This window comes from Pectobacterium sp. PL64, assembly GCF_022477975.1.
In the GTDB taxonomy this organism is placed as follows: domain Bacteria; phylum Pseudomonadota; class Gammaproteobacteria; order Enterobacterales; family Enterobacteriaceae; genus Pectobacterium; species Pectobacterium jejuense.
Genome location: NZ_CP092070.1, coordinates 753,439 through 777,704, shown reverse-complemented (window position 1 = coordinate 777,704; position 24,266 = coordinate 753,439). Strand labels below are relative to the sequence as shown.

Sequence of the window (24,266 nt, the reverse complement as noted above, 5' to 3'; positions counted from 1 at the left end):
TTGAATTAGGTAAAGTTATGCAAAAAACGGTCTTCATTACGGGTTGCTCCAGCGGTATTGGCCTGATTGCCGCTCAGGATCTGCAAAAGCGCGGCTATCGTGTGATTGCAGCCTGCCGCCGCGCAGAGGATGTTGCTCGCCTGACCGCGCTCGGTCTGGAAGCGATTACGCTCGATCTGGATGACAGCGCCAGCGTGGAACAAGCCGCGGCGGAGGTGATCAGACTGACCGATAACCGCCTGTACGGTTTGTTTAATAACGCTGGATATGGTCTGTATGGCCCGCTGAATACAATTTCGCGCCAGCAGCTTGAACAGCAGTTTTCCAGCAACCTGTTCGGCACGCATCAGCTCACGCAGCTGTTATTGCCTGCGATGCTGCCGCATGGTGAAGGCCGTATCATCCAGACCAGTTCCGTGCTGGGGCTGGTGTCAACGCCGGGTCGCGGTGCGTATGCCGCCAGCAAATATGCGCTGGAGGCCTGGTCAGATGCGTTGCGTATGGAATTACACGGCAGCGGCCTGCACGTCAGCCTGATCGAGCCCGGCCCAATCAGTACGCGCTTTACCAGCAACGTCGCACAGACGCAGACGGACAAACCGGTTACCAACCCCGGCATCGCCAAGCGCTTCACGCTGCCGCCGGAAGCGATATTGCCGAAGCTCCATCATGCGCTGGAAAGCTCACGGCCTAAATTACGCTATCCCGTGACGCTGGTGGCTCACGCCTTAACCTGGCTGCGTCGTTTGCTACCGGGGTGTCTTCTGGATAAGGTATTACGAGGATAAGGTCGCAGAGGGCGATGTATTGCGCACTCACCTCTCCACGAGGCTTGTAAGTGACACCGACAGGCCCCATCTAAGAGTCAAATGAATTCAAGAAGTAAGAGAGACTACTCATGTTAGAACAACAAGCGACTATCGTTGACGTCAATGAATCCAACCTGCATCAGGTATTGGAACACTCCACGACACTGCCAGTCCTGTTTTACTTCTGGTCGGGGCGTAGCCAGCACTGCCTGGAGCTGGAACCGGTGCTGGACAAGCTGGCGCAGGAATACGCCGGGCAGTTTGTTCTGGCGAAGGTTGACTGTGATGCCGAACAGCGCGTAGCCGCCCAGTTTGGCCTGCGCTCAATCCCAACCGTGTATCTGTTTAAAGACGGGCAACCGCTGGACGGTTTTCAGGGGCCACAGCCGGAAGAAGCCATTCGTGAATTGCTGAAACGCGCGCTGCCGAAAGAAGAAGAGCTGAAAGTCGCACAGGCGCAGCAGCTGATTCAGGAAGACAAACTGCCGGAAGCGATGCAACTGCTGAAAGACGCCTGGCAACTCAGCCAGCAGCGCAGCGACATCGGTCTGATGCTGGCAGAAGTGCAGATTCAGATCAACCGCAGTGAAGATGCGGAAGCCGTGTTGGCCACAATTCCTTTGCAAGACAGGGATACCCGCTATCACAGCCTTGTTGCCCAGATTGAATTACTGAAACAGGCAGCAGATACGCCGGAAATTCAGCATCTACATCAGCAATTGGACGCCGATCCGCAAAATGCGGAGCTGGCGGTACAGCTGGCGCTGCAACTGCATCAGGTTGGGCGTAACGAAGAAGCACTCGAACTGCTGATGGGATTCCTGAAGAAAGATCTGACCGTTGCTAACGGCAGTGCACGTAAAACGCTAATGGACATCATGGCTGCCCTAGGCACCAGCGACGCCCTCGCCGCTCGCTACCGTCGGCAGCTCTACTCATTGCTGTATTGATTCTCTTGTGAAAAAGGCCAGAACGTTGATTCTGGCCTTTTTCTTTGCAGGCAGGTATAGCCATCGGCTTATCGGCTTATGCTAGATTGATGTGATGGTTTCGGGCGTGCTAACCCGGCGTAAAATTGCGCTGAGGTGATCGTTACCGCCGAGTGAGCGGCATGGACGCCGCGAAAGCCAGTGCGCGTCGGACAAAAACGTCAGAGACGTTTTTGAACAGCACTTGTGCTGGCCCGAAGGGCGAGCCCCATTTATGGGGCGAGTAAACGTGTCGCAAGCGGTCCGTTAAGCCTGATATCTGCGAAGGCACCGCACAGCGGCGCAATTCACGCCAAAAAGCCTGGGGTCACGGGGCGAGCGGCGCTTGAGCCGTCCCGTGTCGGGCGCGTGCTACGAGGTAGCATGAAAATAACGGTATCATCGCGCACGAAACAGCCTCGATAGCGGCATAAAAATGCGATTCAGAGGCAGTCTTGGATCCCCGCGAACTAAAGCGTCTTCAACACCGTGATCCAACCGTGTCCGCCATACACTGACCAGCCGTTTAGCCAGCGGCGCAGCATGTTCATCGCCAGCATCGCAACGACTTCCTGATGCGTTTTCAGGCTGTAGCGCTGTACGTTGAACTGTATCGTTTGGGCGAAAGATCCCTCCGGCGTATGCAGCGCCAATGACAGCTCCGCATCGTTCCGATTCCCCACGACCAGCGCTAACGACGCACCCTGACGCTCCGCCAGATGGCGAGCGTAGTCCGCTAGCCCAGACAGGTTGGTATCCTCAACGTTTGCCAGCAGTTCTCCTCCCGCCAACCGGGTATTTGCCGACTGGAGCTGCCAGTTGAGTAATCCCGCCGTGAAGTGTTCACTCACTGCCAGCGTCATATCACGTTCAGCCAGACGCCGTGCCAGCTGTGCCGGTAACCCTTCGGTTCCTTCAAAGATGGTATTTTCCCCAGCCACGGTGCGCACCGTTTCCCACAGTTGCTCCATATTTTCCTGCTGGGCAGCAGGGCCGGTTAGCTTCAGCTCGATAATCGGCATAGACGAGCGGTAGCCCAGCACCACGCCAGGCGGTAACGCCATACCGTCCAACTGGCTTGCCAGATCGCTCTCGGATCGGCCAAAGGTGGTCAGGCGCAGGCACAGCGGGGCATCTGCGACAGCAAAACGCTCGCGCAGGCGCGGCATAATTTGCTGATCGACCATGACCTTAAACTCAGACGGCACGCCCGGCGTAAAAAACATCAGGCACTTGTTCAGTTGCAGTGCGAAACCACAGGCGGTGCCCACTGGGTTATCGACCATTTCCGCGCTAGCAGGAATTTGCGCCTGCTTGCGGTTGCTCGGTGCCATCACTCTGCCACGTTCGGCAAAGAACGCTTCCATACGTGCCAGCCATTCTGCATGCTCAACCAGCCCTTCTCCTGCGGCGGTGGCCGCTGCCAACGCGCTGAGATCGTCGCTGGTCGGCCCTAAGCCACCGTTCACAATCAGGATATCGGCTATCTGGCTACGCTGCGTTATCGCAGTCACCAGCGCATCGAGATCGTCCCCCACCGTCATCCGGCTGGTCATCGGTAATCCCTGCTGAAACAGATAATCCGCCAGCCAGGCCGCATTGGTATCAATAATCTGACCATGCAGCACTTCATCGCCGGTACATAACATCTCGACCCTAAGCATTTTTTTATTCCTCGTGACGATCCTGAAACCACTTTAAAAAGTCGGATGAACAAACACAATATTTCTTTCAGCCCGCCCAAAAATACGCCACCGCCGACGAGCCTCACTCCAGTGTAAATATAAAATTACACCTCTCGTAACGGCGTTTTGACAGAAATCACTGAATACTCTACCCTGCTGCCAAAAATATCTGGATAGCCACGCTATTTATAGAGGAATAGGTGAAAAATCGTACTCTTGGCAGCATTTTTATCGTTGCAGGCACTACCATTGGCGCGGGAATGTTGGCGATGCCGCTAGCCACCGCTGGCGTCGGGTTTGGTACTACATTGATGATATTAATCGGTTTGTGGGCACTGATGTGTTACAGCGCCTTATTGCTGGTTGAGGTGTATCAGCATCAGCCGTCGCACACCGGACTAGGCACGTTGGCAAAAATCTACCTTGGCCGCTGGGGACAGTGGATCACCGGCTTCAGTATGCTATTTCTGATGTATGCGCTCACGGCAGCGTATATCAGCGGCGCAGGCGAACTGCTCGCCAGCAGCATCAGCCAGTGGAGTGGCTACTCACTTCCATTGTCCGCAGGCATTCTGCTCTTTACGTTGGTTGCCGGCGGCGTCGTTTGTATCGGCACATCCTCCGTCGATTTATTTAACCGCATCCTGTTTAGCGGCAAAGTCCTGATGCTCGTCATCATGCTGGCCGTCATGGTGCCGCATATTCAGCGCGTCAACCTCTTAACGCTGCCGCTGCAACAAGGTCTGACGCTCTCGGCATTACCCGTCATTCTGACCTCATTCGGCTTTCACGGCAGTATCCCCAGCATCGTGCACTACATGGGTGGAGACAGCCGTAAGCTGCGCCGCATATTCCTTATCGGTAGCGTGATACCGCTGATTGCCTATATTTTCTGGCAGCTCGTGATGTTGGGCAGCCTCAGCTCTTCAACATTCAACGCTATTTTGGCCGATCAGGCGGGATTGAATGGGTTGATGCAGGCTATTCGCACGCTGGTTGCCTCTCCGCACGTTGAACTGGCCGTCCACCTGTTTGCCGATCTGGCACTGGCGACCTCTTTCCTCGGCGTGGCGCTTGGATTGTTCGATTATTTAGCCGATCTGTTTAAACGTAAAAATAGCATCATCGGGCGTGCGCAAACGGGCTTGCTGACCTTTATTCCCCCGCTGGTGTTTGCCCTCTTTTATCCGCAAGGGTTTGTGATGGCGCTAGGCTATGCGGCGATTGCGCTGGCTGTACTGGCACTGCTTATTCCCGTTCTGCTGAGCTGGCAGGTACGCAAACAGCGCCCTGAAATACGCGCAACACGCGGTGGCGCGCCGGTACTGGCACTGGTCTTCGCCAGCGGCGTAGCGATTATCCTGATCCAACTGGCGATGGTGGCAGGCTGGCTACCGTCAATCAGCTAACCTTACGTGCATAAAAAACGCAGGGAGCGTTTTTCAACGTCGCTTGCGACGGCCCGCAGGGTGACGGACAAGGATGTCCGTCATAAAAAAACGCAGGGAGCGTTTTTCAACGTCGCTTGCGACGGCCCGAAGGGTGACGGACAAGGACGTCCGTCATAAAAAAACGCAGGGAGCGTTTTTCAACGTCGCTTGCGACGGCCCGAAGGGTGACGGACAAGGACGTCCGTCATAAAAAAACGCAGGGAGCGTTTTTCAACGTCGCTTGCGACGGCCCGAAGGGTGACGGACAAGGACGTCCGTCATAAAAAAAGAGCGTGAACTCAGCATTCACGCTCTTTTTTATTTCGAACCAGCGATTAGAAGTTCAGACCAACGCCAATATAGGCAGAATCCGCCAGTCTGTTATCCGGGCCGTTCTCACGCGCCATATTGATGTAGCGGTAGCCGACATCAACGCTCAGCGGTGCAAACACCTGCCAGCGGACGCCTGCTTTCCCTTCCACATAGTGGTCGACATGGCTGGAGAAGGCATCCGGTGAATAGTAACCTTCACCATACAGCGAGAACTGACGGCTCAGCGGCCACTGCACGCCACCGCCCAGTGCGACGCCATAGCCATCATTGCCGTGATCCTGATTCAGGTACAGCGCTTTGCCACCCAGAGTCAGCTTGAGTGGACCAACAGGAATGGTGTATCCCAGACCGAAGCCGTATACATCATTGTTGTTGTCGCCGTGGGCATAGCTCACATTGCCCGCAAGCCCAGGAATGCCCAGACCGAAACCCGCACTGGCACCAGCGTAATCGCGACCTGCTTCCCCGGAAAGGCTAATGGCATGTACAGAAGCACTTGCAAGTAACAAGCTTCCCGCACAGGCAATCACAAACTTTTTCATTTTCAATATCCTTAAAAACCGTCGTTAAACGCGCGTGTAAAGGTGTTATCGTTGCCGATTCTACCCGAAACGCCCCCTCACTCCAGCATGAAATTGCCCTGAGCAGCGATTTATTCTTTTAATAATCATGAAAGTTTGCCTTCAGTGCTGCTGACAATAGCAGCAATAAGCGCCGCCTATTTGCTCAAAAAAGACAAAGTGAACAATAGTAATCATCACGGATGACGATAAAACAGGCAGAAGGAAACGATGATGAGAGAAGGAAAATCAGCCACAGAAAAGCGCGCTACGGCGATGGATACCCCTCACACGGAGAGTGCCGGCAGGCACAGCCCGATGCGATTTCAGGACATGTGGTTTCTGGAGAAGCTAGCGCTGTTTGATCGTGAAACCAGCGCCAATAATCAGACCAATCATCCGCGAAAGGTGGCGAAATCCGGCACCAGCGCACCGGACAACTAGCCTACGACCGCGCTGCGCGGCCTGTTGTGCTGGGCGAATGGTGCATTGCATTGACCCAGCTTTTCACCTGCTGGCGAGAAAGCTTAATCCCACCATTTTTCAGTTCAGCGGGCAGCGCATAATACGCGACCGGACGCTGAAATCCGGCAAGCTGTGGCTGTAGCCAATCGCGTATTGCATCAAGCGTCGTGGCTTGTGCCACCTCCAATACCGCAACAGGACGGTGGCCGAACTCCGCATCGTCAACAGGCACAATGCAGGCCTGTTGAACGTCAGGATGCGCCAACAGTACGGCTTCAATATTCTCGGGTTGAATCCCTTCTCCACCGCTGAAGAATTGGTTATCCAGACGCCCCAGAATGTGCCACTCGCCCTCGGTAAATAGCCCGCGATCCCGCGTGTGGAACCAGCCGTCATCATCGGCGAGTGGAATCAGTTTTCCGTCACGCCAATAGCCAGCGGCCAGCGTACTGCCACGCAACAGAATTTCCTCCTCCACCAGCCGGATCTCTCGCCCGTACAGCGGCATGCCGACGCCCGAACGCCCGTCAGCACGTTTTGCGCAGACCGTGGACGCCAGCTCCGTCAGACCGTAACCACACCAGCAGCTAACGCCTCGCGCTTCTGCCTGTTGCGTCAGCGCCTGCGGAATCATCGCGCCGCCGAGCAATACGGCCTTCAATGCCGAAGGGAATGTCCCCTCTGACAGCAGTCGCCACAGTTGTGTTGGCACCAGAGAAGCATGAGTGCAATCGCGCAGTGCGCGATCCAGAGGCTGATGTGCTCGGACAACGAGCGTTGCCCCAGTCGCAAGCCAGCGCCAGACAATGCCCTGCCCGGAAACGTGAAAGAGCGGAAGTGACAGCAGCCAGCTGTCGCTAGCGGAAAACGCCATCATCTGCACCACACCTTCCGCGCTGGAGAGATAGGCAGCAAATGAATGCACCGCGGCTTTTGGCATCCCGCTGGAGCCGGATGTCAGCGTCAGCGTCGCCAGCCGGTCGGCCTGCCAGCGTACTCGATAGATGCTGTGACTTTCTTCGGTATCGCCTGATGGCGAAGCGTCTGATGACAAAGAAATAGGCGGCAAAGAAAGCGTGCGTATCGTATTCGGCCACGGTTTATCATTCAGGCACAGACCATGCACCACATTCAGCGCAGGCAGCAGCGCCTCGGTGAGTGCATCAGGTAACTGTGGATTCAGCGGCAGCACGCGCACGCCGCACTGTAATAGAGCCAAATAGCTGAACAGCATCTGGACGCTATTTTTCCCACGTAGCGCGACCGTACTGTCGACCGTCACGCCCTGCTGTGTGAAATGCTCTGCCAAATGATCCACCCGCTGGGCAAGCGACTGCCAGCTCCAGCGGATTTCGTCGTCAATCAATGCGATTGACTCATTCAACGAAACAGGCGTATTCAACGAGACAGGCTGGGACGTCTGGTTAGCCCAGTGTCGCCACGGCCAGTCAGTCAGGATTGCCATACCACGTCCAGTTGCTCAGCAGCCAGCAGCGGTAACGTGCTCTCCGGCCAGCGTTGAATAACCTGCGCCTGCATCAGATCCAACGTGTCCAGCCCTGGGATCGTGTCCGGCGTCAGCCAGTGTGCCAGACGTGCCAGCTGCGTTAAGCCCAAACTGGATTCGATGCTGGAGCTGATCACCGCCGTTAATCCAGCCTGATGCGTTTCCTGCACCAGCTGCTGGCAACGTGCGAGGCTGCCGACTAGCGTAGGCTTGATCACAATTGCGCTCACACCCGGCTCGGCTTCTACCCGAAAATCCGCATCGCGCACGCTTTCATCCCAGGCAATGCTGATGCCCGTTTCCCGCGCAAACTCGCGAGATTCTTCACGGGTTTTGCAAGGCTCTTCGAGAAAGGCAATGCGCGAACGCAATGACGGCGCGACGTAGCGGGCAAAGCCGTCGGCTTTGGCTCGCGTCCAACTGCGATTGGCATCCAGACGAAGTTTCAGATCCGGCAAGGCTTCCAGCAGCACGTTAACGATCATACCGTCACGCACCGCTTCATACAGACCGACTTTGATCTTCGCCACTTTCTCGCCCGGCATCGCCTGTAGCATGTCAAACAGCTCGTCAGGATCGCCGCTGCACAATGGCGCTTTGCGATAGTCCGCCGCCTGCGGCAGACGCTGATCCAGTTCGGCCTGCGCACAGCTCAAACCAAAGGCAACAGAAGGCGGAAGCTCGTCAGAAAATGCCGCCCCTGCCGCCCACGATTTTAGCTGTTCAAGCGCGACTGATTCCGCCTCTACCAGCGTTTCCACGCTGAATTCTGGCAGCGGCGCAATCTCGCCCCAGCCCAATCGCTCGCCGTCTAGCAGGCGAACGATAAGCCCATCGCGGGTTTTCAGACGCTGATTGCGCAGCACCACTCCAGCTTCCATCGGCACGCTGTAACGATAGAGAGTGACCTGACGCATTATGGATTCCGTTTGAATTTGCTGAAGTCAGGCTGACGTTTTTCGTTGAACGCATTACGGCCTTCCTGCCCTTCGTCCGTCATGTAGAACAGCATGGTGGCGTTACCCGCCAGTTCCTGCAAGCCAGCCTGACCGTCGCAGTCTGCGTTCAGTGCTGCTTTCAGGCAGCGCAGCGCCATCGGGCTGTTTTGCAACATTTCACGGCACCAGCGCACCGTCTCTTTCTCCAGCTCTGCCAACGGAACCACGGTGTTAACCAAGCCCATATCCAGCGCTTGCGCCGCATCGTACTGGCGGCACAGGAACCAGATTTCACGCGCTTTTTTCTGACCCACGATGCGCGCCATGTAAGAAGCGCCCCAACCGCCGTCGAAGGAACCGACGCGTGGACCCGTTTGACCGAAGATGGCGTTCTCTGCCGCAATCGTCAGGTCACACATCATGTGCAGAACGTGTCCGCCACCGATGGAATAGCCCGCAACCATCGCAACAACCGGCTTCGGACAGGTACGGATCTGACGCTGGAAATCCAACACGTTCAGGTGATGCACACCGCTGTCATCCTGATAACCGCCGTAGTCGCCGCGTACTTTCTGATCGCCGCCGGAGCAGAATGCCTTATCGCCCGCGCCGGTCAGAATGATCGTCCCGATACCGTCGTCGTGACGGGCATTATCGAGCGCCTGAATCATCTCTTTTACCGTTTGTGGACGGAATGCATTGCGAACCTGAGGACGGTTAATCGTGATTTTGGCAATACCATCGATGGATTTATGGTAGAGAATATCGGCGAAGTCGCCGCTGCAATCGTGCCATTCAATCGGTGCGTAAAGCAGATCTTCACTCGGATAAAGCATAGTTATCAATCCTTAACGTGATGCAAAAGAAAAGAGCGAACCCGCTCGGCATAGGCCGTTGGATTCGCCTGATGAGCATTATGACCCGCCTGAGCTACGCTCAGTAACGGCAGGCCGTATTGCGCCGCCAGCGTTTGAAACTTCACGTCGCTGGCACCGCATAAGTAAACAAAAGGTATCGACAGTTGCCGGAGGCGTTCCGCTAAAAAAGGCTGTCGCCCCAGCGAGGTCGCTTCCAGCATTGCCGCAACGGACGCCCCCTGATTCGCGCTGCGACGCGCGATCAACTGTTCACGCTGCGCTGAATCCAGATCGGCAAACACCGCCTGCTGATACCAATCCTGCAGGACCGCTGGCAACGGCTCCTGACGAAAGCGCTGCGCCCAGCGTGCATCATGGTCGATACGCTCCGTACGCAGCTCCGGCGTTGCCAGACCGGGATGACCGCCTTCGACCAGCAGCCCCAGCATGCCGTCATGCTGTCCGTTGCAAGCGTGATACATCGCGATACGCCCACCGAGCGAATAGCCTAGCAGCCAGTAATTCTCAATGCCTTGATCCAACAGCGTCTTACTTAACTGGCGGCTGACATCGGCAAAATCTGTTGTGGAAATCGTTCGCGATGCACCGTGTCCGGGTAAATCCACCAGCAGCACCGGCCAGTCACGACAAAACGGCAAAACAGGCAGCCAGTCTTCGCCGCAGCCTAATAAACCATGCAGACACACCAGCCACGGCTGCCTCGGCGCCACCGCGCCATGCGTCATTTTCCGGCAGCTTAGCCCCTGAAAACTTGGCCTCTGAAACTCTAGTGCGCCCACGTCGCCACCTGAGCGACCAGTTCATTGAGCGTCTCCGCACCGTCTTTAGGCTCAACCACCACTTCCAACAGCGTGACGCCGCCCTGAGTCCAGCAATTCGTCACCGTATTCGCCAGCTGTTCCCAGCTCTCGGCGCGTACGTAATTCAGGCCAAACATCGCGGCCGCGTGGCCGAACTCCACATTTTGTGGCATACAGTAAAACGCTTCGCGCTGTGCAACCGGCGTCGGCAGCAGGGAAAATATCTGGCCGCCATTATTGTTCACCACGATCAACACCAGCGGCGCGGGAGCCTGACGCAGCAGCGCCAGCGCGTTCAAATCGTATAACGCAGAAAGATCGCCGACGATGCCCAGCGTGGCTTTTGATGTGGCACGCTGTACACCAGCCAGCGTGGAGATCAGGCCATCAATGCCGCTGGCCCCGCGATTACCGTACACCGGATATCCCTGTGGGAGCTGCGCCAACGCGTCGATCAGGCGCACCACGAGGCTGTTGCCGACAAATAGCTGTCCGTCCGGCGGCAACAGCGCCGGTATGCGCTGCGCCAGCTGCGCTTCACCAAAACGGGAAGCAAGATGCACGTCGATCTGCCGCTGCGTTTTGTCGGCAATATCCGCCAACAAATCCGCCCACGGCGCTTGTTTATGTGCCGGATGCGCAGACAGCCATTCGCCCACGTCCGCCACCAGACGACGCCCGCGATGATGCGCCGGATCCAACCGTCCCGGCAAATCGTCAATTAACCAGAATTCTTGCGGCTGGCACTGTTCCTGCCATTGCAGCAGGCGCTTACCAGTCAGGCTACCGCCGAACTGCAGGACAATCTCCGCCTGCCGCAGGCGAGCCGCCGCGTCAGGATGCGCCAGCCAAATATCCGCACAGGGCAACGGCTGCCCGCTTTGCGACAGGACATCACCAATCAGCGGCCAGCCCAGTTCGTTCGCCCACGCAGCGAGTCGCGCACCTTGTTCTGGCGTCACACGACCGGCGAGAACAACGCCCCGCTTCTGTCGCCACTGCGGCCAGTCCGGCTGCACTGCCAACGTACTTTGGCGCATTTCACGCAGCCAGGGTTCACGGCTGTTCCACCAGTCACCCAGCGTCATTAACCAGTCCTGATACGCCGTGCCGTCATCGGCACCGTACAGCGGTTCGGCAAAAGGGCAATTAATGTGCAGCGCGCCGTGCGTCAGTCGCGCCATTGCGCTATCCACAGAGGAAACCAGCCAGCTAGCCGGAATGTCGGGCGTGGGGCGCGGTAAATCCAGCGCCAGCGTAGGGTGTGAAGCATACAGTGCATGTTGGCGAATCGCCTGATTCGCACCGCAGTCAATCAGTTCCGGCGGGCGATCGGCCGTCAGAACCACCAGACGTTCGCCGGTCAGCCCCGCTTCGATGATGGCTGGATAAAGGTTCGCCGCAGCAGTGCCTGACGTCACGATAATCGCAACCGGCTCACGCGAGGCTTTTGCCAGCCCCAGCGCCAGATGCCCAAGCCCCCGCTCATCGAAATGCGTGTGGCAAATCAGTGCGTGATTGTCCGCCGCAGACAGCGTCAATGGCGTAGAGCGCGAACCAGGCGCGATGCAGACATGCCGGACACCGTGGCGGGTCAGCGATTCCAGCAGTAATGTAGCCCAGCGGCGATTAAATACACTTGTTGACATGTTGTACTCAACAACTCAGGTTGCAGGTGATACCCGTTATGCTTCAAGTCGCCTTCACGCAACTCGAATTATTTAAGGTATTAAGCAAATAATAATGATCAAACTGTTGTCGGCCTGGTTGCCCTTCAGCAAACATCGAGATCAGCCTTATTATATTTTTTTTTATCACGCTGACTTTGATATAAACCAGTACCTCGCACAACAACCATAAAACAAAACTATGACATATCACCGTCTAACAGGGATCTTAACCCTGCTGCTTTGTTTTCTAACTCCTGCCATTCTTGTTCTGGATCAGAAGCCGCCACAATTCCAGCACCGGCATAAAGCGTTAAAACATGATCCCGCACTTCGGCCGAACGTAGCGCCACGCTGAATTCAGACTGCTGACGCGAAAGGTAGCCTGCGGAACCGGCATACCAGCCGCGTTCAAACGGTTCATGTTCAGCAATAAAACGGCGAGCCTCTTGCCTCGGTAGGCCCGCGACGGCTGCCGTGGGCTGTAACGCATTCAGGCACGCGCTATCAGATGCGGTGCGCAGCGTGGCGTGAATGGTACGGCGCAGATGCTGTACTTTACGCAGGCGCACAATTTCCGGTGGCATCACATCCAACGACAGCGCCGACTGCTGTAGCCGCTGACAAATATCATCCACCACCAGCATGTTCTCGCACTGATTTTTGGTGTCATTCATCAGCCAATCGGCCAGTTCCGCGGCTTTGCGCGCATCGCGATCGCTTGCCACCGTCCCTGCCAGCGCCTCGGTTTCCAGTTCGCTACCCCGACGGCGATAGAGCCGCTCCGGGCTGGAACCGAGAAATGCATGACGCGCATCGTGCGCCAACATGAAATGGAAACAGTGGTGATTGGCCGCTCGGCTGGCAGCCATAAAGGTGGTGGCCTGCAGCGGCTGCGTCAACGTTAGTGTGGTCGCCCGCGCCAGAACCACTTTTTCCATCAGCCCGGCATTGATGTCATGCAGCGCTCGCTGGAGCAAATCGATCCACCCCTGACGCTCCGGCTGATGTCCGACGGACTGCACTTCCGCATGCAAAAGAGGCTGCGGAGCGGGTGGCAGAAGCAGGTTAATAAACGCCGAGGCTTCAATGGCATCCTGCTGCAATGAGGTGTCACTGAACAGGTTAATACTCAGGCTGAGCATCTCACCCTGACGCCGCAGTTCCGCACGGGGCAAAAACAGGTAGCCGGGTGAAGAAGCACCGTCCTCTTTCGTTTGATTAAACGCGTTCAGCCCCCAAATGCGCACATCGGGATCGCACTGCTGCTGAACAAGGAATGTCTCTGCATCCTGAATGTGGCGAAATCCGTACACGTTGCCGCACACGGCTGCTTCTTCACGATCCTGACGATGCTGCCAATAGAACTGGGGGTACACTGGCTGAGTCGCCAGCCACGGCAATAGCTCAGACGCGTCGCTGAGGGTCAACGAACGCGTTATTTGTCTGAAACCTGCGCGTTCAGGCTGTGGCTCGCGCAAATCCTGCTGCAGATGCCGCAGCAAGTCGGAAAGTTGTTTCACCGTTACCCCGGAGACCTAACATAAAGTAGGGGATTATACGGGAAAAAAACACGCCGTGGGTGAGAGGTTACGTAAGACCATAACGGCGAGCACAGGCTGAAATCGCACCAAACGGCAAAACGGGTCGCGCGTATCGCTTTAAAATCCCACTCCATCATCATTATTGCTTCAATTGACCGATTCTTTTGCCGATTATCTAATCGGCATTTTTTTGCCCGCTCCACTGCCCCACCTCTCCCTTCTTCCCTCTCGCCAAAACCGTATACCAGGATTCTTTCCATTCAGACCGCTAACTATGGTAAAAATAGGCCTTTGTTACGTCGACCGGATAGCTTCATCAGGATGAGTACAACACTGAATTCCAACCCGTTATGCATTAATCAGAATCTGCCAGGCAAGAAAGCACAGGCAGCCACGCGCATCGTTTTCTTTGTTGCGGGCTTTGCTATGGCTTCCTGGGCACCGCTGGTACCCTTTGTCAAAACGCGGCTGGCTATCAGTGATGCCTCTTTGGGGATGTTGCTGCTTTCTCTCGGTATTGGCTCGCTCCTAGCCATGCCGCTGACCGGTTTTCTCACCAGTAAACTGGGGTGCCGCAGCGTTATTTTGCTGGCAAGCGCACTGCTTTGTCTGGTATTGCCCGCGCTGACGCAGGCAGAAACACTGCCTCTGATGGCGATCACGCTGCTCTTTTTCGGCGCGTCTATGGGGATGATTGATGTCGCGATGAACATTCAGGCTGTCATCGTCGAACGGGCCAGCGGTCGGGCGATGATGTCCGGTTTTCATGGTTTCTTTAGCATCGGGGGAATTGTCGGCGCAGGCGGCGTCAGCGCCCTGCTGTGGCTTGGCCTGTCTCCGCTGATGGCAATTCTGGCGATTGTCGCCCTCATGCTGATCGCTATGGCAACGGCGCATAAACACCTGCTGCGCACCACAAATCAAGATGAGGGCGGCCCGTTGTTTGTCATCCCGCGCGGCTGGGTGATGTTTATTGGCTCACTGTGCTTCATCATGTTCTTAGCAGAAGGGTCCATACTGGACTGGAGCGCCCTCTTTTTAACGGTTGAACGCAACCTGAGCGGCGCGCAGGCGGGCATGGGCTATGCGGCATTTTCCGTCGCGATGACGCTAGGCAGACTGAACGGCGATCGCATCGTTAATGCACTCGGCCGCTACGCGATTCTGACCGGTGGCAGCCTCTGCGCCGCACTTGGTCTGGTATTAACGATCAGCATTGATAATCCGATCACCGCCATTCTTGGCTTTGTGATGGTGGGTATCGGTGCATCGAATGTGGTGCCGATCCTTTTCAGCGCTGCGGGGAATCAAAAGATCATGCCGCCGAATCTGGCCATCGCCTCCATTACTACCGTAGGCTATGCAGGTATTCTGATCGGCCCGACCATTCTTGGCTTTATTGCACAGTTCAGCAATTTGGCTACCGCATTCGGGTTTGTCGCACTGCTCTTGCTGGGCGTTAGCGCCAGCGCCCGTGCCGTTATCCGCTAATCAGGAGCGTTAATTGATGCCAGCCATGATCCTGCGTTATTTTTCACTCCTTACGGTGCTCTCGCTCCTGATTACCGGAACGTTTGGCTATAACTACATCAACGATTTGCTGACGGACAAAAAACATTCGCTGACGACCATCGCTCAGGGCATACAAAAACGCGTCGATACCTATCGTTTTTTCACCTATCAAATTTACGGCAGTCTGAACAGCGAACCAGCGGCTAGCGACACCAACATTACCGCCATTAATTTAATGCCGAATGTTTTCTACGTAGAAAAAAACGGTCAGAAAACGGACGCGCTGATTTTTGGGCAACACGATAAAAACACACTGACCTCGGTTCGCCGGATATCACGTTATCTTGATATTCTCTGGGGAGCGGAAAATAGCGTCTATTCCATGTATTACCTGAATGGTATCGACAACAGCCTGACGATGATTTCCACGCAGACGCTGAAAGATATCTCCTCGCAGTTCCGTGGTAATTATATTACGGTCATCGCCGAAGCCCGCCGGACGGAAATGCTGCAGCAGGCGAATGTATTAGACGAACGCGAAAGTTTTTCCCCCCTGCGTAAATTACGCTTCTATAACGACTACTATTTTACGCTGCGCACCACATTCAATCAGCCGGGTCATCTGGCGACGATTCTGGCGTTCGATTTACCGATTAACGATTTAATCCCAGACACCATTCCACGTGAGCATCTTATGCTGAAGCCAGATACGCCGGCGGCCAGCAATATGGACAACAATAATGGCGAAGGTACGGCTGACGTTCAGCTTCATGGCTCGAATCTTGAAATCTCCGCCACGCTCGTGAATGCACCGATAAAAATCGTTTTTCAGATGCCTGTAAAAGCTCTGATTATTGATTCATTGCGTAATAACATCTGGCTTCTGCTGCTGAATCTGGTCCTGCTGAGTTTGTCCATCGTCGGCTTTTATCTTTTCCGTCGGCAGTATGTGCGTCCCGGCGAGGATGTCTCTCGTCAGTTGGAAAAGACGCTGGATGTTTACCGCGAAACAACGGGCAGAATCCCGATGGGCGTGCTGCTTTATGATTTCAGCAGCAATAAAGTCGTCATACAGAATGAGCGCGCTGAGCAGTTGCTTCCGCACCTGAGCCTGCAAAAAATCACCAATATGGCGGACGAGCATCAAGGGGTCATTCAGGTCACAATTAATAATGAGATGTATGAAATCCGCCAAATCCGCAGTCAATATTCGCCTGACTATTGCCTCTTCCTGCTGCGTGAGCAAGATAAAGAGATTCTGGTACAGCGTAAACTGCTGCTCGCCCAGCGTGAATACGAAAAGAATATTCATGCCAGAAAACGGTTATTCCAAAACCTGCTCAGCGAATTCAAACAGCCGCTGATTTCACTACGGCAGCATATTCATGCGCTACGCCACAGCGATACAGCAACCGTACCGGCACCCACGCTGGATCAGCTAACAGCGGATACCCGCTGCGCTATCGAGCTGCTGGAAAATATCGCCTTGCACGAAAAGCTGGAAGCGCAGGAATGGAATGTGGTCAACGAGAGTTTTTCACTGCTGACGGCTATCGATCATGTTCTCCTTGAGCTGCTGCCGCGATTAAATCAAAAAGGTCTGACCCTATTCCATCACTACAATCTGGATATGAATCAAACCTACGTGGGCGATGTCGAGCTGTTGAAAAAGACGCTGGCGCTGCTGCTGAATTATTCGGTGACCAATACGGATTACGGCAAGATTACGGTATCGATTGATAGAAAAAATAATGAGTCGGATACGCTGATTATTCAGATCAGCGATACGGGAACGAATGTTTCAGGCAAAGAGCAGGAAAATATTCGACACCCTTTCCTGCATCCTGCGACATCCGATCGTTTCGGACAAAATTCAGGATTGACCTTATTTTTGTGCAATCAACTCTGTAATAAACTGGGCGGTGCGTTAACGATCAACAGTAAGGCCGGATTAGGTACACACTATATTCTGACGCTAAAACTGGAGCCGGAAGCGCTTCCCGTTGAGGAAGAAAAACTGCTGGATGGTATTACCGTTCTGCTGGATGTGACGTCTGATGAAGTACAGCATATTGTCGGCAATATGCTGACGGGCTGGGGTGCGAATTATCTGGTTAGCGATGAACGCCAGATTAATCAGGAAGCAGATATCTGCATGACTGACGACCCGGAGAAAAAAGCAGATTTTACGCTGCTGTTGAGTCATGACGATGACACAGTAACGCCTTTGGGCCCGCGCCGTTTGCGGGTGAATTATAATATCAGCCACCTCCTGCTGGAGGCATTACTTAAGCTGATTGAGCTACAACTGGAAACATCACCCGATGCGCTACAGGAAGGGGAACCGGATAATGTCGAATTTTACGCCGCGCAATTGGCAGCAAGCGACTATTATTCGCTGTTCGTGGAGACAGTACCGGATGATTTAAAGAGGCTGTATACTGAAGTGGAAGCAGGCGATTTTCCGTCGCTTTCGCAGACGGCACACCGGCTGAAAGGCGTGTTTGCCATGCTTAATCTGCATCCTGGCAAACAGTTGTGTGAACAGCTTGAACAGCATATTACCGCGCATGATAGTGAACAGATTGAGGCTAACCTTCATGAAATCGAGAGGTTTGTCAGTGCATTACTATCCCCAGAAGAACCTAAAGGGCAGCAAGGTAGCCAACAAGATGAGTAACCAAAACGATGAGTAACTTAAACGTAATTATTGCCGACGACCACCCTATTGTCCTTTTTGGCATCAAAAAATCGCTTGAGCAGATTGAATGGGTCAATGTGGTTGGCGAATTTGAAGACTCAACAGCACTGATCAATAACCTACCTAAGCTGGACGCTAATGTTTTAATCACCGATTTATCCATGCCAGGCGATAAATACGGCGACGGTATTACCCTCATTAAATACATTAAGCGCCATTTTCCTCACCTTTCTATTATTGTTCTTACCATGAACAATAATCCGGCCATTCTGAGCGCGGTGCTGGATTTGGATATCGAAGGCATCGTACTGAAACAGGGTGCGCCGACCGATTTACCCAAAGCGCTGGCTGCCCTGCAAAAAGGGAAGAAATTCACGCCGGATAGCGTATCCAAAGTGCTGGAGAAAATCAGCGCCAGCGGCTACGGCGACAAACGCCTGTCCCCGAAAGAAAGCGAAGTATTACGTTTGTTTGCAGAAGGCTTTTTGGTTACCGAAATCGCCAAAAAACTGAATCGCAGTATCAAAACGATCAGTAGCCAGAAGAAGTCAGCGATGACCAAGCTGGGCGTCGAGAACGATATCGCCCTGCTGAATTACCTGTCCTCCGTTAACGGCGGCGCGACGCAGGTAGACTAAGCCTTTCTTCACCTGCACCAGCAGCCGCTGGTGCAGGTTATTCCTCAGAGGTTCGCCTGACGCACCACGTTACTGTAATGCGCCAACGACTGCTGTAACGTATCCAGCGTAACCGGTTTTGACAAACAGTGGTCCATCCCAGCCCCGAGGCAACGCTCTCTTTCTTCCGCCAACGCATTTGCCGTCACGCCGATAACCGGGAAACGTAACCCCTGCTCGCGCATACGTCGTGTGAACAAATAACCATCCATATTCGGCATGTTGACATCCGTCAGCACGATATCAATATGGTTTTTACTCAATACGCCCAGTGCATCTACGCCATCATTCGCCGTCATCGCCTGATAGCCCAGAGAATTGAGCTGGTCCGCCAGCAGTCGACGGTTGATGGGGTGATCGTCAACCACCAGAATCATAATGTCGCCATTCTCAGCCCGTACATAGCTGGTCAGCGGCGGTGAAATTTCGATGCGATGTCTATCCTCGCTTTCTGAGCGATAGATTTTCTCCAGCAAATCCGGCAGATGTTGAGGTGTGGACGTCCCTTGCACCCAGTGGCCGCCGCTCACTTCCTGTGCTAACCCGGTATGCGAGCCACTCATCACGATATGCGCCCGAACGTTAACGTCCTCTTCTGACGCGTAATCGCTAATCATCACATCATCAGGTGACACGGTTTGATTCTGATAACGTGCCACCTGGAGCCCCTGATCCTGCAACAGCGTCAGCAAATAAGCTTCCAGCCGGGCATTGCGTATCCTCAGCCAGCATGTCTTCCCTTGCAGGCTGGCGTTGATCGCCGCTGGAGCATAGCGCGCTTTATACAGCGGAATCCTGACGCCAAACAGGCTGCCGAGCCCAGGTTCCGACTCGATGGTAATGTCTCCATCCATCAGATTCACCAGCTTTTCACAAATCGCCAGCCCTAAGCCCGTGCCCTGAAAATGCCGCTGGACACCGCTTCCAGCCTGGAAGAACGGGTCAAACAGCTTCACCGCCTCGCGAGGTTGAATACCCACACCGGTATCACGCACTACAAATTCCAGATAGCCATCGCGGCAGCCGACTTCGAAAATGATGCAGCCCGTGTCCGTAAATTTGATGGCATTGCTCAGCAGGTTAGATAACACCTGCTGCAAACGTACGGGATCGCCGAACAGGCTGACCGGCACATTGGGATCGATAAAGCAGTACAGCGTCAGGCGTTTCTTGACCACCAGCGGGAGGTAGTTGCTGGTGATGTGGCTGATGACTTCATGCGGCGCAAACTCACACGCCTCGATCTTCAACTGCTCCGACTCAATCTTGGAAAAATCGAGGATATCGCTGATGATTTTCAGCAGAAGTGAGGAAGAGTTGTTCATCGCGGCAACCAGACGATTGGCATCCTGCGGCAGCGATTTGGTTTGCAGTAAATCGAGGTTACCGATAATCCCGTACAGCGGCGTACGCAATTCATGGCTGACGGTGGCAAGGAACATCGATTTAGACTGGCTTGCCTGCTCGGCGGCATTCGCCATTTCCTGTAGCGACTCTTCCATTTTTACGCGCGCGCTGACGTCCAGCAGCACACAAATCGCCACGTTTTCATTACGATAGCGCGAATGGACAAAGCTGATTTGCAGGTGATGATTGCGGCTGGTCATGACATCCACAAACTTGGACTGCTGCTCGCAAATGATACGGGTAATGCGCAGCCTATCCTCGTGCGTAAGCAGGTTGAGATAGTTATGCGCCAATTCGTTACTGAGGATGTTCGTGCCGTCATTAATCCGCAGGATACAAATGCCTACCGGTGCCGATGCGACAATCTTGCGGTTGAATTGCTCGTTTTCTTCCAACTGGAACGCATTCACTTCCGCTGGCAACAGCATTTTCCGCTCAAACACCAGCGCCAGTACAAACAGCAAGATAGCCGATAACATATTCAGCACCAGCATGTTGATCATCAAGGCGCTGATATGGGAGAGCAGCACCTTCAACGGCAGCGAATACACGATGCTGAATGACGTCGGCGGCAGCGACTTCTTCAGAATGAGTTCATCATACCCATTCACATAGCCAAAATAGTTATGATCGGAGGGATAGCCGTCTACCGAAGACGCGTAACGCTCTTTATCATCGGAAAACTGCAAAACAACCTGATTGTATTGATCCAGCAGCCGGGCACTGATCGGAAATTTACCCATGGTGACGAAGTCATCCAGACGGATCGTCTGTTCAATCCCCATGATGACTTCCAGCTTGTTATCCACATAAATCGGCGTCAGCGCATATAAATAGCCGACATCGGGGATCGACGCTGGGGTAATCCAGTAGATCGTTTCATCGCGTCCGTTTTGGGTGCGACTCTTCTTCTGATCCTGAAACCGATCCTGCACATTTTTAAGCAAATTATCACGGTCGAGTGACTGGTTACGGATGCCGAAATCAACCATACAGCGCCGATCGCCACCGACAAAAAAGACCCGGTTAAGATCGTAGACAGCAGAGAAATTATCCTGCCAACCGTTGAAAAAATGGCTCAATGAGAGCAGCGCCGCATTTCCACCATATTGCGTGGAACAGGTTGCGCCGGGAGCCAGCGCATAAACGGAGACACCGGGGCCCCCTTCCGCTGGCGGCTCTGCCTTTTCTCTTGCCAGCATCAGGCGATTTGCCGCCAGATACTGGAGTTCACGCACAATATCCGACGCGTGTCGGATGTAACCCTGCGACTGATCAAAGCTGAGGTTATACTCCTGCCGCAGCTCTGATTCTTTTTCATTCAATACTTTAGTGACATAAAAAACGGATATCAGCGCACCCAATACCCACAGCATGACCGCCAGAACCCGAAATAAATAGCGGGACACCTTTAATGTGGTCTGGAATGAGGCGAGATATTTCAAATGGATACCGTTGAATAATGGAAGAACCAGTTGGCTGATACACTACCGAGAGTCGATAAAAAAAGCCAGCGCATCGCGCTGGCTTACTCTACTCATTCCGGTTTAATGAAAAGGCTTATTCGTCATCTTCAGCGATATCATCATCGCCATCAATGTCGTCGATAGCATCATCGTCTTCGGCAACTTCGCCTTCAACTTTGACCACGCCATCCAGCTCTTCATCTTCTACCGGCTCGGCAACGCGTTGCAGGCCGACAACATTTTCATCTTCCGCCGTACGAATCAGCGTCACACCCTGCGTGTTACGGCCAACAATACTGACTTCAGATACGCGAGTACGCACCAGCGTTCCCGCATCGGTGATCATCATGATCTGGTCTGCAGCATCGACCTGAACCGCGCCAACCACTTTACCGTTACGTTCGCTGACCTTGATAGAGATAACCCCTTTCGTCGCACGCGACTTGGTCGGGTACTCGCTCACGGCGGTACGCTTACCAAAGCCATTTTGCGTGACGGTCAGGATATCGCCTTCGCCGCGAGGAATGATCAGAGAAACGACACGATCTTCGCCTTGCAGATTGATACCACGGACGCCCGTTGCCGTACGACCCATGGAACGTACCGCCTGCTCGGAGAAGCGAACCACTTTGCCTTCCGCAGAGAACAACATCGCTTCATCGCTACCGTCGGTCAGGTCGACGCCAATCAGCTCGTCACCCTCGTTCAGGTTAACTGCGATGATGCCCGCACTACGTGGACGGCTGAATTCCGTCAGCGCCGTTTTCTTCACAGTACCGCTCGCGGTTGCCATGAAGATGTGGCGGCCTTCTTCGTATTCACGTACCGGCAGAATCGCGGTGATACGTTCATCCGCTTCAAGCGGCAGCAGGTTAACGATCGGGCGACCACGCGCGCCACGGCTGGCTTCCGGCAGTTGGTACACCTTCATCCAGTACAGACGACCCCGGCTGGAGAAGCACAGAATCGTATCGTGGGTGTTCGCCACCAGCAGACGATCGATAAAATCTTCTTCTTTTATACGTGCGGCAGACTTACCTTTGCCCCCACGGCGCTGTGCTTCGTAATCGCTCAGCGGCTGATACTTCACGTAACCTTGGTGAGACAGCGTAACAACAACATCTTCCTGGTTGATCAGATCTTCGATGTTGATGTCAGCGGTGTTCGCCGTGATTTCCGTACGACGTTCGTCACTATACTGCGTTTTAATCGCTTCCAGCTCTTCGCGGATGACTTCCATCAGGCGCTCAGGGCTATTGAGGATATAAAGCAGCTCGGCAATTTCCGCCAGCAGCGCTTTATATTCATCCAGCAGCTTCTCGTGCTCCATGCCGGTCAGCTTCTGCAAACGCAGATCCAGAATCGCCTGCGCCTGCTGTTCCGTCAGGTAGTAGCGACCGTCACGGATACCGTATTCCGGCTCCAGCCACTCTGGACGCGCAGCATCATCGCCCGCACGTTCCAGCATCGCAGCCACGCTGCCTAGTTCCCACGCCTGTGCAATCAGCGAGGCTTTCGCTTCAGCAGGCGATGGAGCACGGCGAATCAGTTCGATAATCGGATCGATGTTCGCCAGCGCAATAGCCAGACCTTCCAGGATATGGGCGCGGTCACGGGCTTTACGCAGTTCAAAAATGGTACGACGCGTCACCACTTCGCGGCGGTGGCGCACAAACGCAACCAGAATATCCTTCAGCGGCATGATCTTCGGCTGGCCCTGATGCAGAGCGACCATGTTAATGCCGAATGACGTCTGAAGCTGCGTCTGGGAATACAGGTTATTCAGGACCACTTCGCCCACGGCGTCACGCTTAATCTCGATGACGATACGCATACCGTCTTTGTCGGATTCGTCACGCAGTGCGCTAATGCCTTCGATACGCTTATCTTTGACCAGCTCGGCAATTTTCTCGATCAGGCGCGCTTTGTTCACCTGATACGGAATTTCATGCACGATGATGGTTTCACGTCCGGTTTTCGCGTCCGCTTCCACTTCTGCACGTGCACGGATATAAATTTTGCCGCGCCCTGTGCGATAAGCTTCTTCAATGCCGCGTCGGCCATTGATGATCGCCGCCGTCGGGAAATCTGGGCCTTTGATGTGTTCCATCAAGCCTTCAAGGCTGATGTTTTCATCATCGATATACGCCAGACAGCCGTTCACGACTTCCGTCAGGTTGTGCGGTGGAATGTTCGTTGCCATCCCGACTGCGATACCGGAAGAACCGTTAACCAGCAGGTTAGGAATACGCGTAGGCATGACGTCAGGAATCTGCTCGGTGCCGTCATAGTTCGGCACAAAATCGACCGTCTCTTTTTCGAGATCGGCCAGCAGTTCATGAGCAATTTTCGACATGCGAATTTCGGTATAACGCATCGCCGCCGCGGAGTCGCCGTCAATCGAACCGAAGTTGCCCTGACCATCAACCAGCATGTAGCGCAGTGAGAAAGGCTGCGCCATACGCACGATGGTTTCATAAACGGCAGAGTCGCCGTGTGGGTGGTATTTACCGATGACATCCCCGACGACACGGGCGGATTTTTTATACGGTTTGTTCCAATCGTTGCCCAGTACGCTCATCGCATACAGTACGCGGCGGTGTACCGGTTTAAGTCCATCACGAACATCTGGTAATGCACGCCCGACAATAACGGACATCGCATAATCCAGATACGAGCTTTTCAGCTCTTCTTCAATGTTGACCGGTGTGATTTCTCTGGCAAGGTCGCTCATGGAGCCGCTATCCCTCTATTTAGGCATCTACCCGTGTTCAGAAAAGTGAACCGTTCAGATAAGGTGAACTGTTCAAAAGGTGAAAAATTATATCACAAAGCGCCGTTTCGGGGGAAACTCCCTTCCGCTCTGAACAGACTGTTTTCCCAGTGGGCAATTACCTTGTAGAGAAAAGTACCTTACAG

Annotated in this window: 17 protein-coding genes; 7 read left to right on the top strand and 10 right to left on the bottom strand. The window is 54.2% G+C overall.

All coding sequences use genetic code 11. The features are described 5' to 3' along the window. Positions 1-17: 17 nt before the first annotated feature. Positions 18-788, top strand: coding sequence for an SDR family oxidoreductase (locus HP572_RS03335; protein WP_109411882.1), 771 nt, complete (start codon positions 18-20; stop codon positions 786-788). A gap of 110 nt (positions 789-898) precedes the next feature. Continuing rightward, positions 899-1,759 (top strand): co-chaperone YbbN, encoded by an 861-nt coding sequence (locus HP572_RS03330; RefSeq protein ID WP_039516482.1) that lies wholly within the window; start codon positions 899-901, stop codon positions 1,757-1,759. A 488-nt stretch (positions 1,760-2,247) separates the two neighbouring features. Here HP572_RS03330 and HP572_RS03325 read toward each other — a convergent pair whose 3' ends face one another. Further along, positions 2,248-3,441 carry a nicotinamide mononucleotide deamidase-related protein YfaY gene (locus HP572_RS03325; protein WP_240584774.1) on the bottom strand — a complete coding sequence of 398 codons (1,194 nt, stop codon included), beginning with the start codon at positions 3,439-3,441 and terminating at the stop codon, positions 2,248-2,250. A gap of 221 nt (positions 3,442-3,662) precedes the next feature. On the opposite strand from HP572_RS03325, the gene tyrP reads away from it, so the two are divergent. Beyond that, entirely contained in the window at positions 3,663-4,871 is a 1,209-nt protein-coding gene (gene tyrP / locus HP572_RS03320; protein WP_039312270.1) for a tyrosine transporter TyrP, read from the top strand. A gap of 356 nt (positions 4,872-5,227) precedes the next feature. On the opposite strand, the gene HP572_RS03315 is transcribed toward tyrP, so the two are convergent. Continuing rightward, entirely contained in the window at positions 5,228-5,767 is a 540-nt protein-coding gene (locus HP572_RS03315; protein WP_039494163.1) for a YfaZ family outer membrane protein, read from the bottom strand. Between the two features lie 249 nt (positions 5,768-6,016). Here HP572_RS03315 and HP572_RS03310 point away from each other — a divergent pair, with 249 nt between their 5' ends. Continuing rightward, positions 6,017-6,229 (top strand): catalase, encoded by a 213-nt coding sequence (locus tag HP572_RS03310; RefSeq protein WP_240584773.1) that lies wholly within the window; start codon positions 6,017-6,019, stop codon positions 6,227-6,229. A gap of 1 nt (position 6,230) precedes the next feature. Here the strand turns inward: HP572_RS03310 and menE are convergent, their stop codons facing one another. The 6 genes from menE to menF form a co-directional block, all read right to left on the bottom strand. Next, positions 6,231-7,715 (bottom strand): o-succinylbenzoate--CoA ligase, encoded by a 1,485-nt coding sequence (menE, locus tag HP572_RS03305; RefSeq protein WP_240584772.1) that lies wholly within the window; start codon positions 7,713-7,715, stop codon positions 6,231-6,233. Further along, on the bottom strand, positions 7,703-8,674 hold the full coding sequence (gene menC / locus HP572_RS03300; protein WP_240584771.1) for an o-succinylbenzoate synthase: 972 nt from the start codon (positions 8,672-8,674) through the stop codon (positions 7,703-7,705). The genes menE and menC overlap by 13 nt, the downstream gene beginning before the upstream one ends. After that, entirely contained in the window at positions 8,674-9,531 is an 858-nt protein-coding gene (gene menB, locus HP572_RS03295; protein WP_010284115.1) for a 1,4-dihydroxy-2-naphthoyl-CoA synthase, read from the bottom strand. Before menB ends, menC begins: the two co-directional genes overlap by 1 nt. A 5-nt stretch (positions 9,532-9,536) precedes the next feature. Next, positions 9,537-10,298, bottom strand: coding sequence for a 2-succinyl-6-hydroxy-2,4-cyclohexadiene-1-carboxylate synthase (gene menH, locus HP572_RS03290; RefSeq protein ID WP_240585682.1), 762 nt, complete (start codon positions 10,296-10,298; stop codon positions 9,537-9,539). Between the two features lie 41 nt (positions 10,299-10,339). Continuing rightward, positions 10,340-12,022, bottom strand: coding sequence for a 2-succinyl-5-enolpyruvyl-6-hydroxy-3-cyclohexene-1-carboxylic-acid synthase (menD, locus tag HP572_RS03285; RefSeq protein ID WP_240584770.1), 1,683 nt, complete (start codon positions 12,020-12,022; stop codon positions 10,340-10,342). A 218-nt stretch (positions 12,023-12,240) separates the two neighbouring features. Beyond that, the gene (gene menF / locus HP572_RS03280; RefSeq protein WP_240584769.1) at positions 12,241-13,563 is read right to left on the bottom strand and encodes an isochorismate synthase MenF; all 1,323 of its coding nucleotides are present in this window, start codon (positions 13,561-13,563) and stop codon (positions 12,241-12,243) included. Positions 13,564-13,905: 342 nt separating this feature from the next. Here menF and HP572_RS03275 point away from each other — a divergent pair, with 342 nt between their 5' ends. Genes HP572_RS03275 through rcsB form a run of 3 tightly spaced genes read left to right on the top strand, consistent with a single transcriptional unit; the run spans position 13,906 to position 18,435 of the window. Beyond that, a complete protein-coding gene (locus HP572_RS03275) occupies positions 13,906-15,075 on the top strand; it encodes an MFS transporter (protein WP_205552721.1) in 1,170 nt (389 codons plus the stop codon). Positions 15,076-15,091: 16 nt separating this feature from the next. Then, the gene (gene rcsD / locus HP572_RS03270) at positions 15,092-17,776 is read left to right on the top strand and encodes a phosphotransferase RcsD (RefSeq protein ID WP_240584768.1); all 2,685 of its coding nucleotides are present in this window, start codon (positions 15,092-15,094) and stop codon (positions 17,774-17,776) included. Positions 17,777-17,784: 8 nt separating this feature from the next. Beyond that, the gene (gene rcsB / locus HP572_RS03265) at positions 17,785-18,435 is read left to right on the top strand and encodes a response regulator transcription factor RcsB (RefSeq protein ID WP_005976164.1); all 651 of its coding nucleotides are present in this window, start codon (positions 17,785-17,787) and stop codon (positions 18,433-18,435) included. A 44-nt stretch (positions 18,436-18,479) separates the two neighbouring features. On the opposite strand, the gene rcsC is transcribed toward rcsB, so the two are convergent. Both rcsC and gyrA read right to left on the bottom strand, forming a co-directional pair. Beyond that, positions 18,480-21,326: a two-component system sensor histidine kinase RcsC gene (gene rcsC / locus HP572_RS03260; protein WP_240584767.1), complete on the bottom strand. Its 2,847-nt coding sequence runs from the start codon at positions 21,324-21,326 to the stop codon at positions 18,480-18,482. A gap of 115 nt (positions 21,327-21,441) precedes the next feature. Further along, positions 21,442-24,081 (bottom strand): DNA topoisomerase (ATP-hydrolyzing) subunit A, encoded by a 2,640-nt coding sequence (gene gyrA, locus HP572_RS03255; protein WP_240584766.1) that lies wholly within the window; start codon positions 24,079-24,081, stop codon positions 21,442-21,444. Between the last annotated feature and the right edge of the window lie 185 nt (positions 24,082-24,266).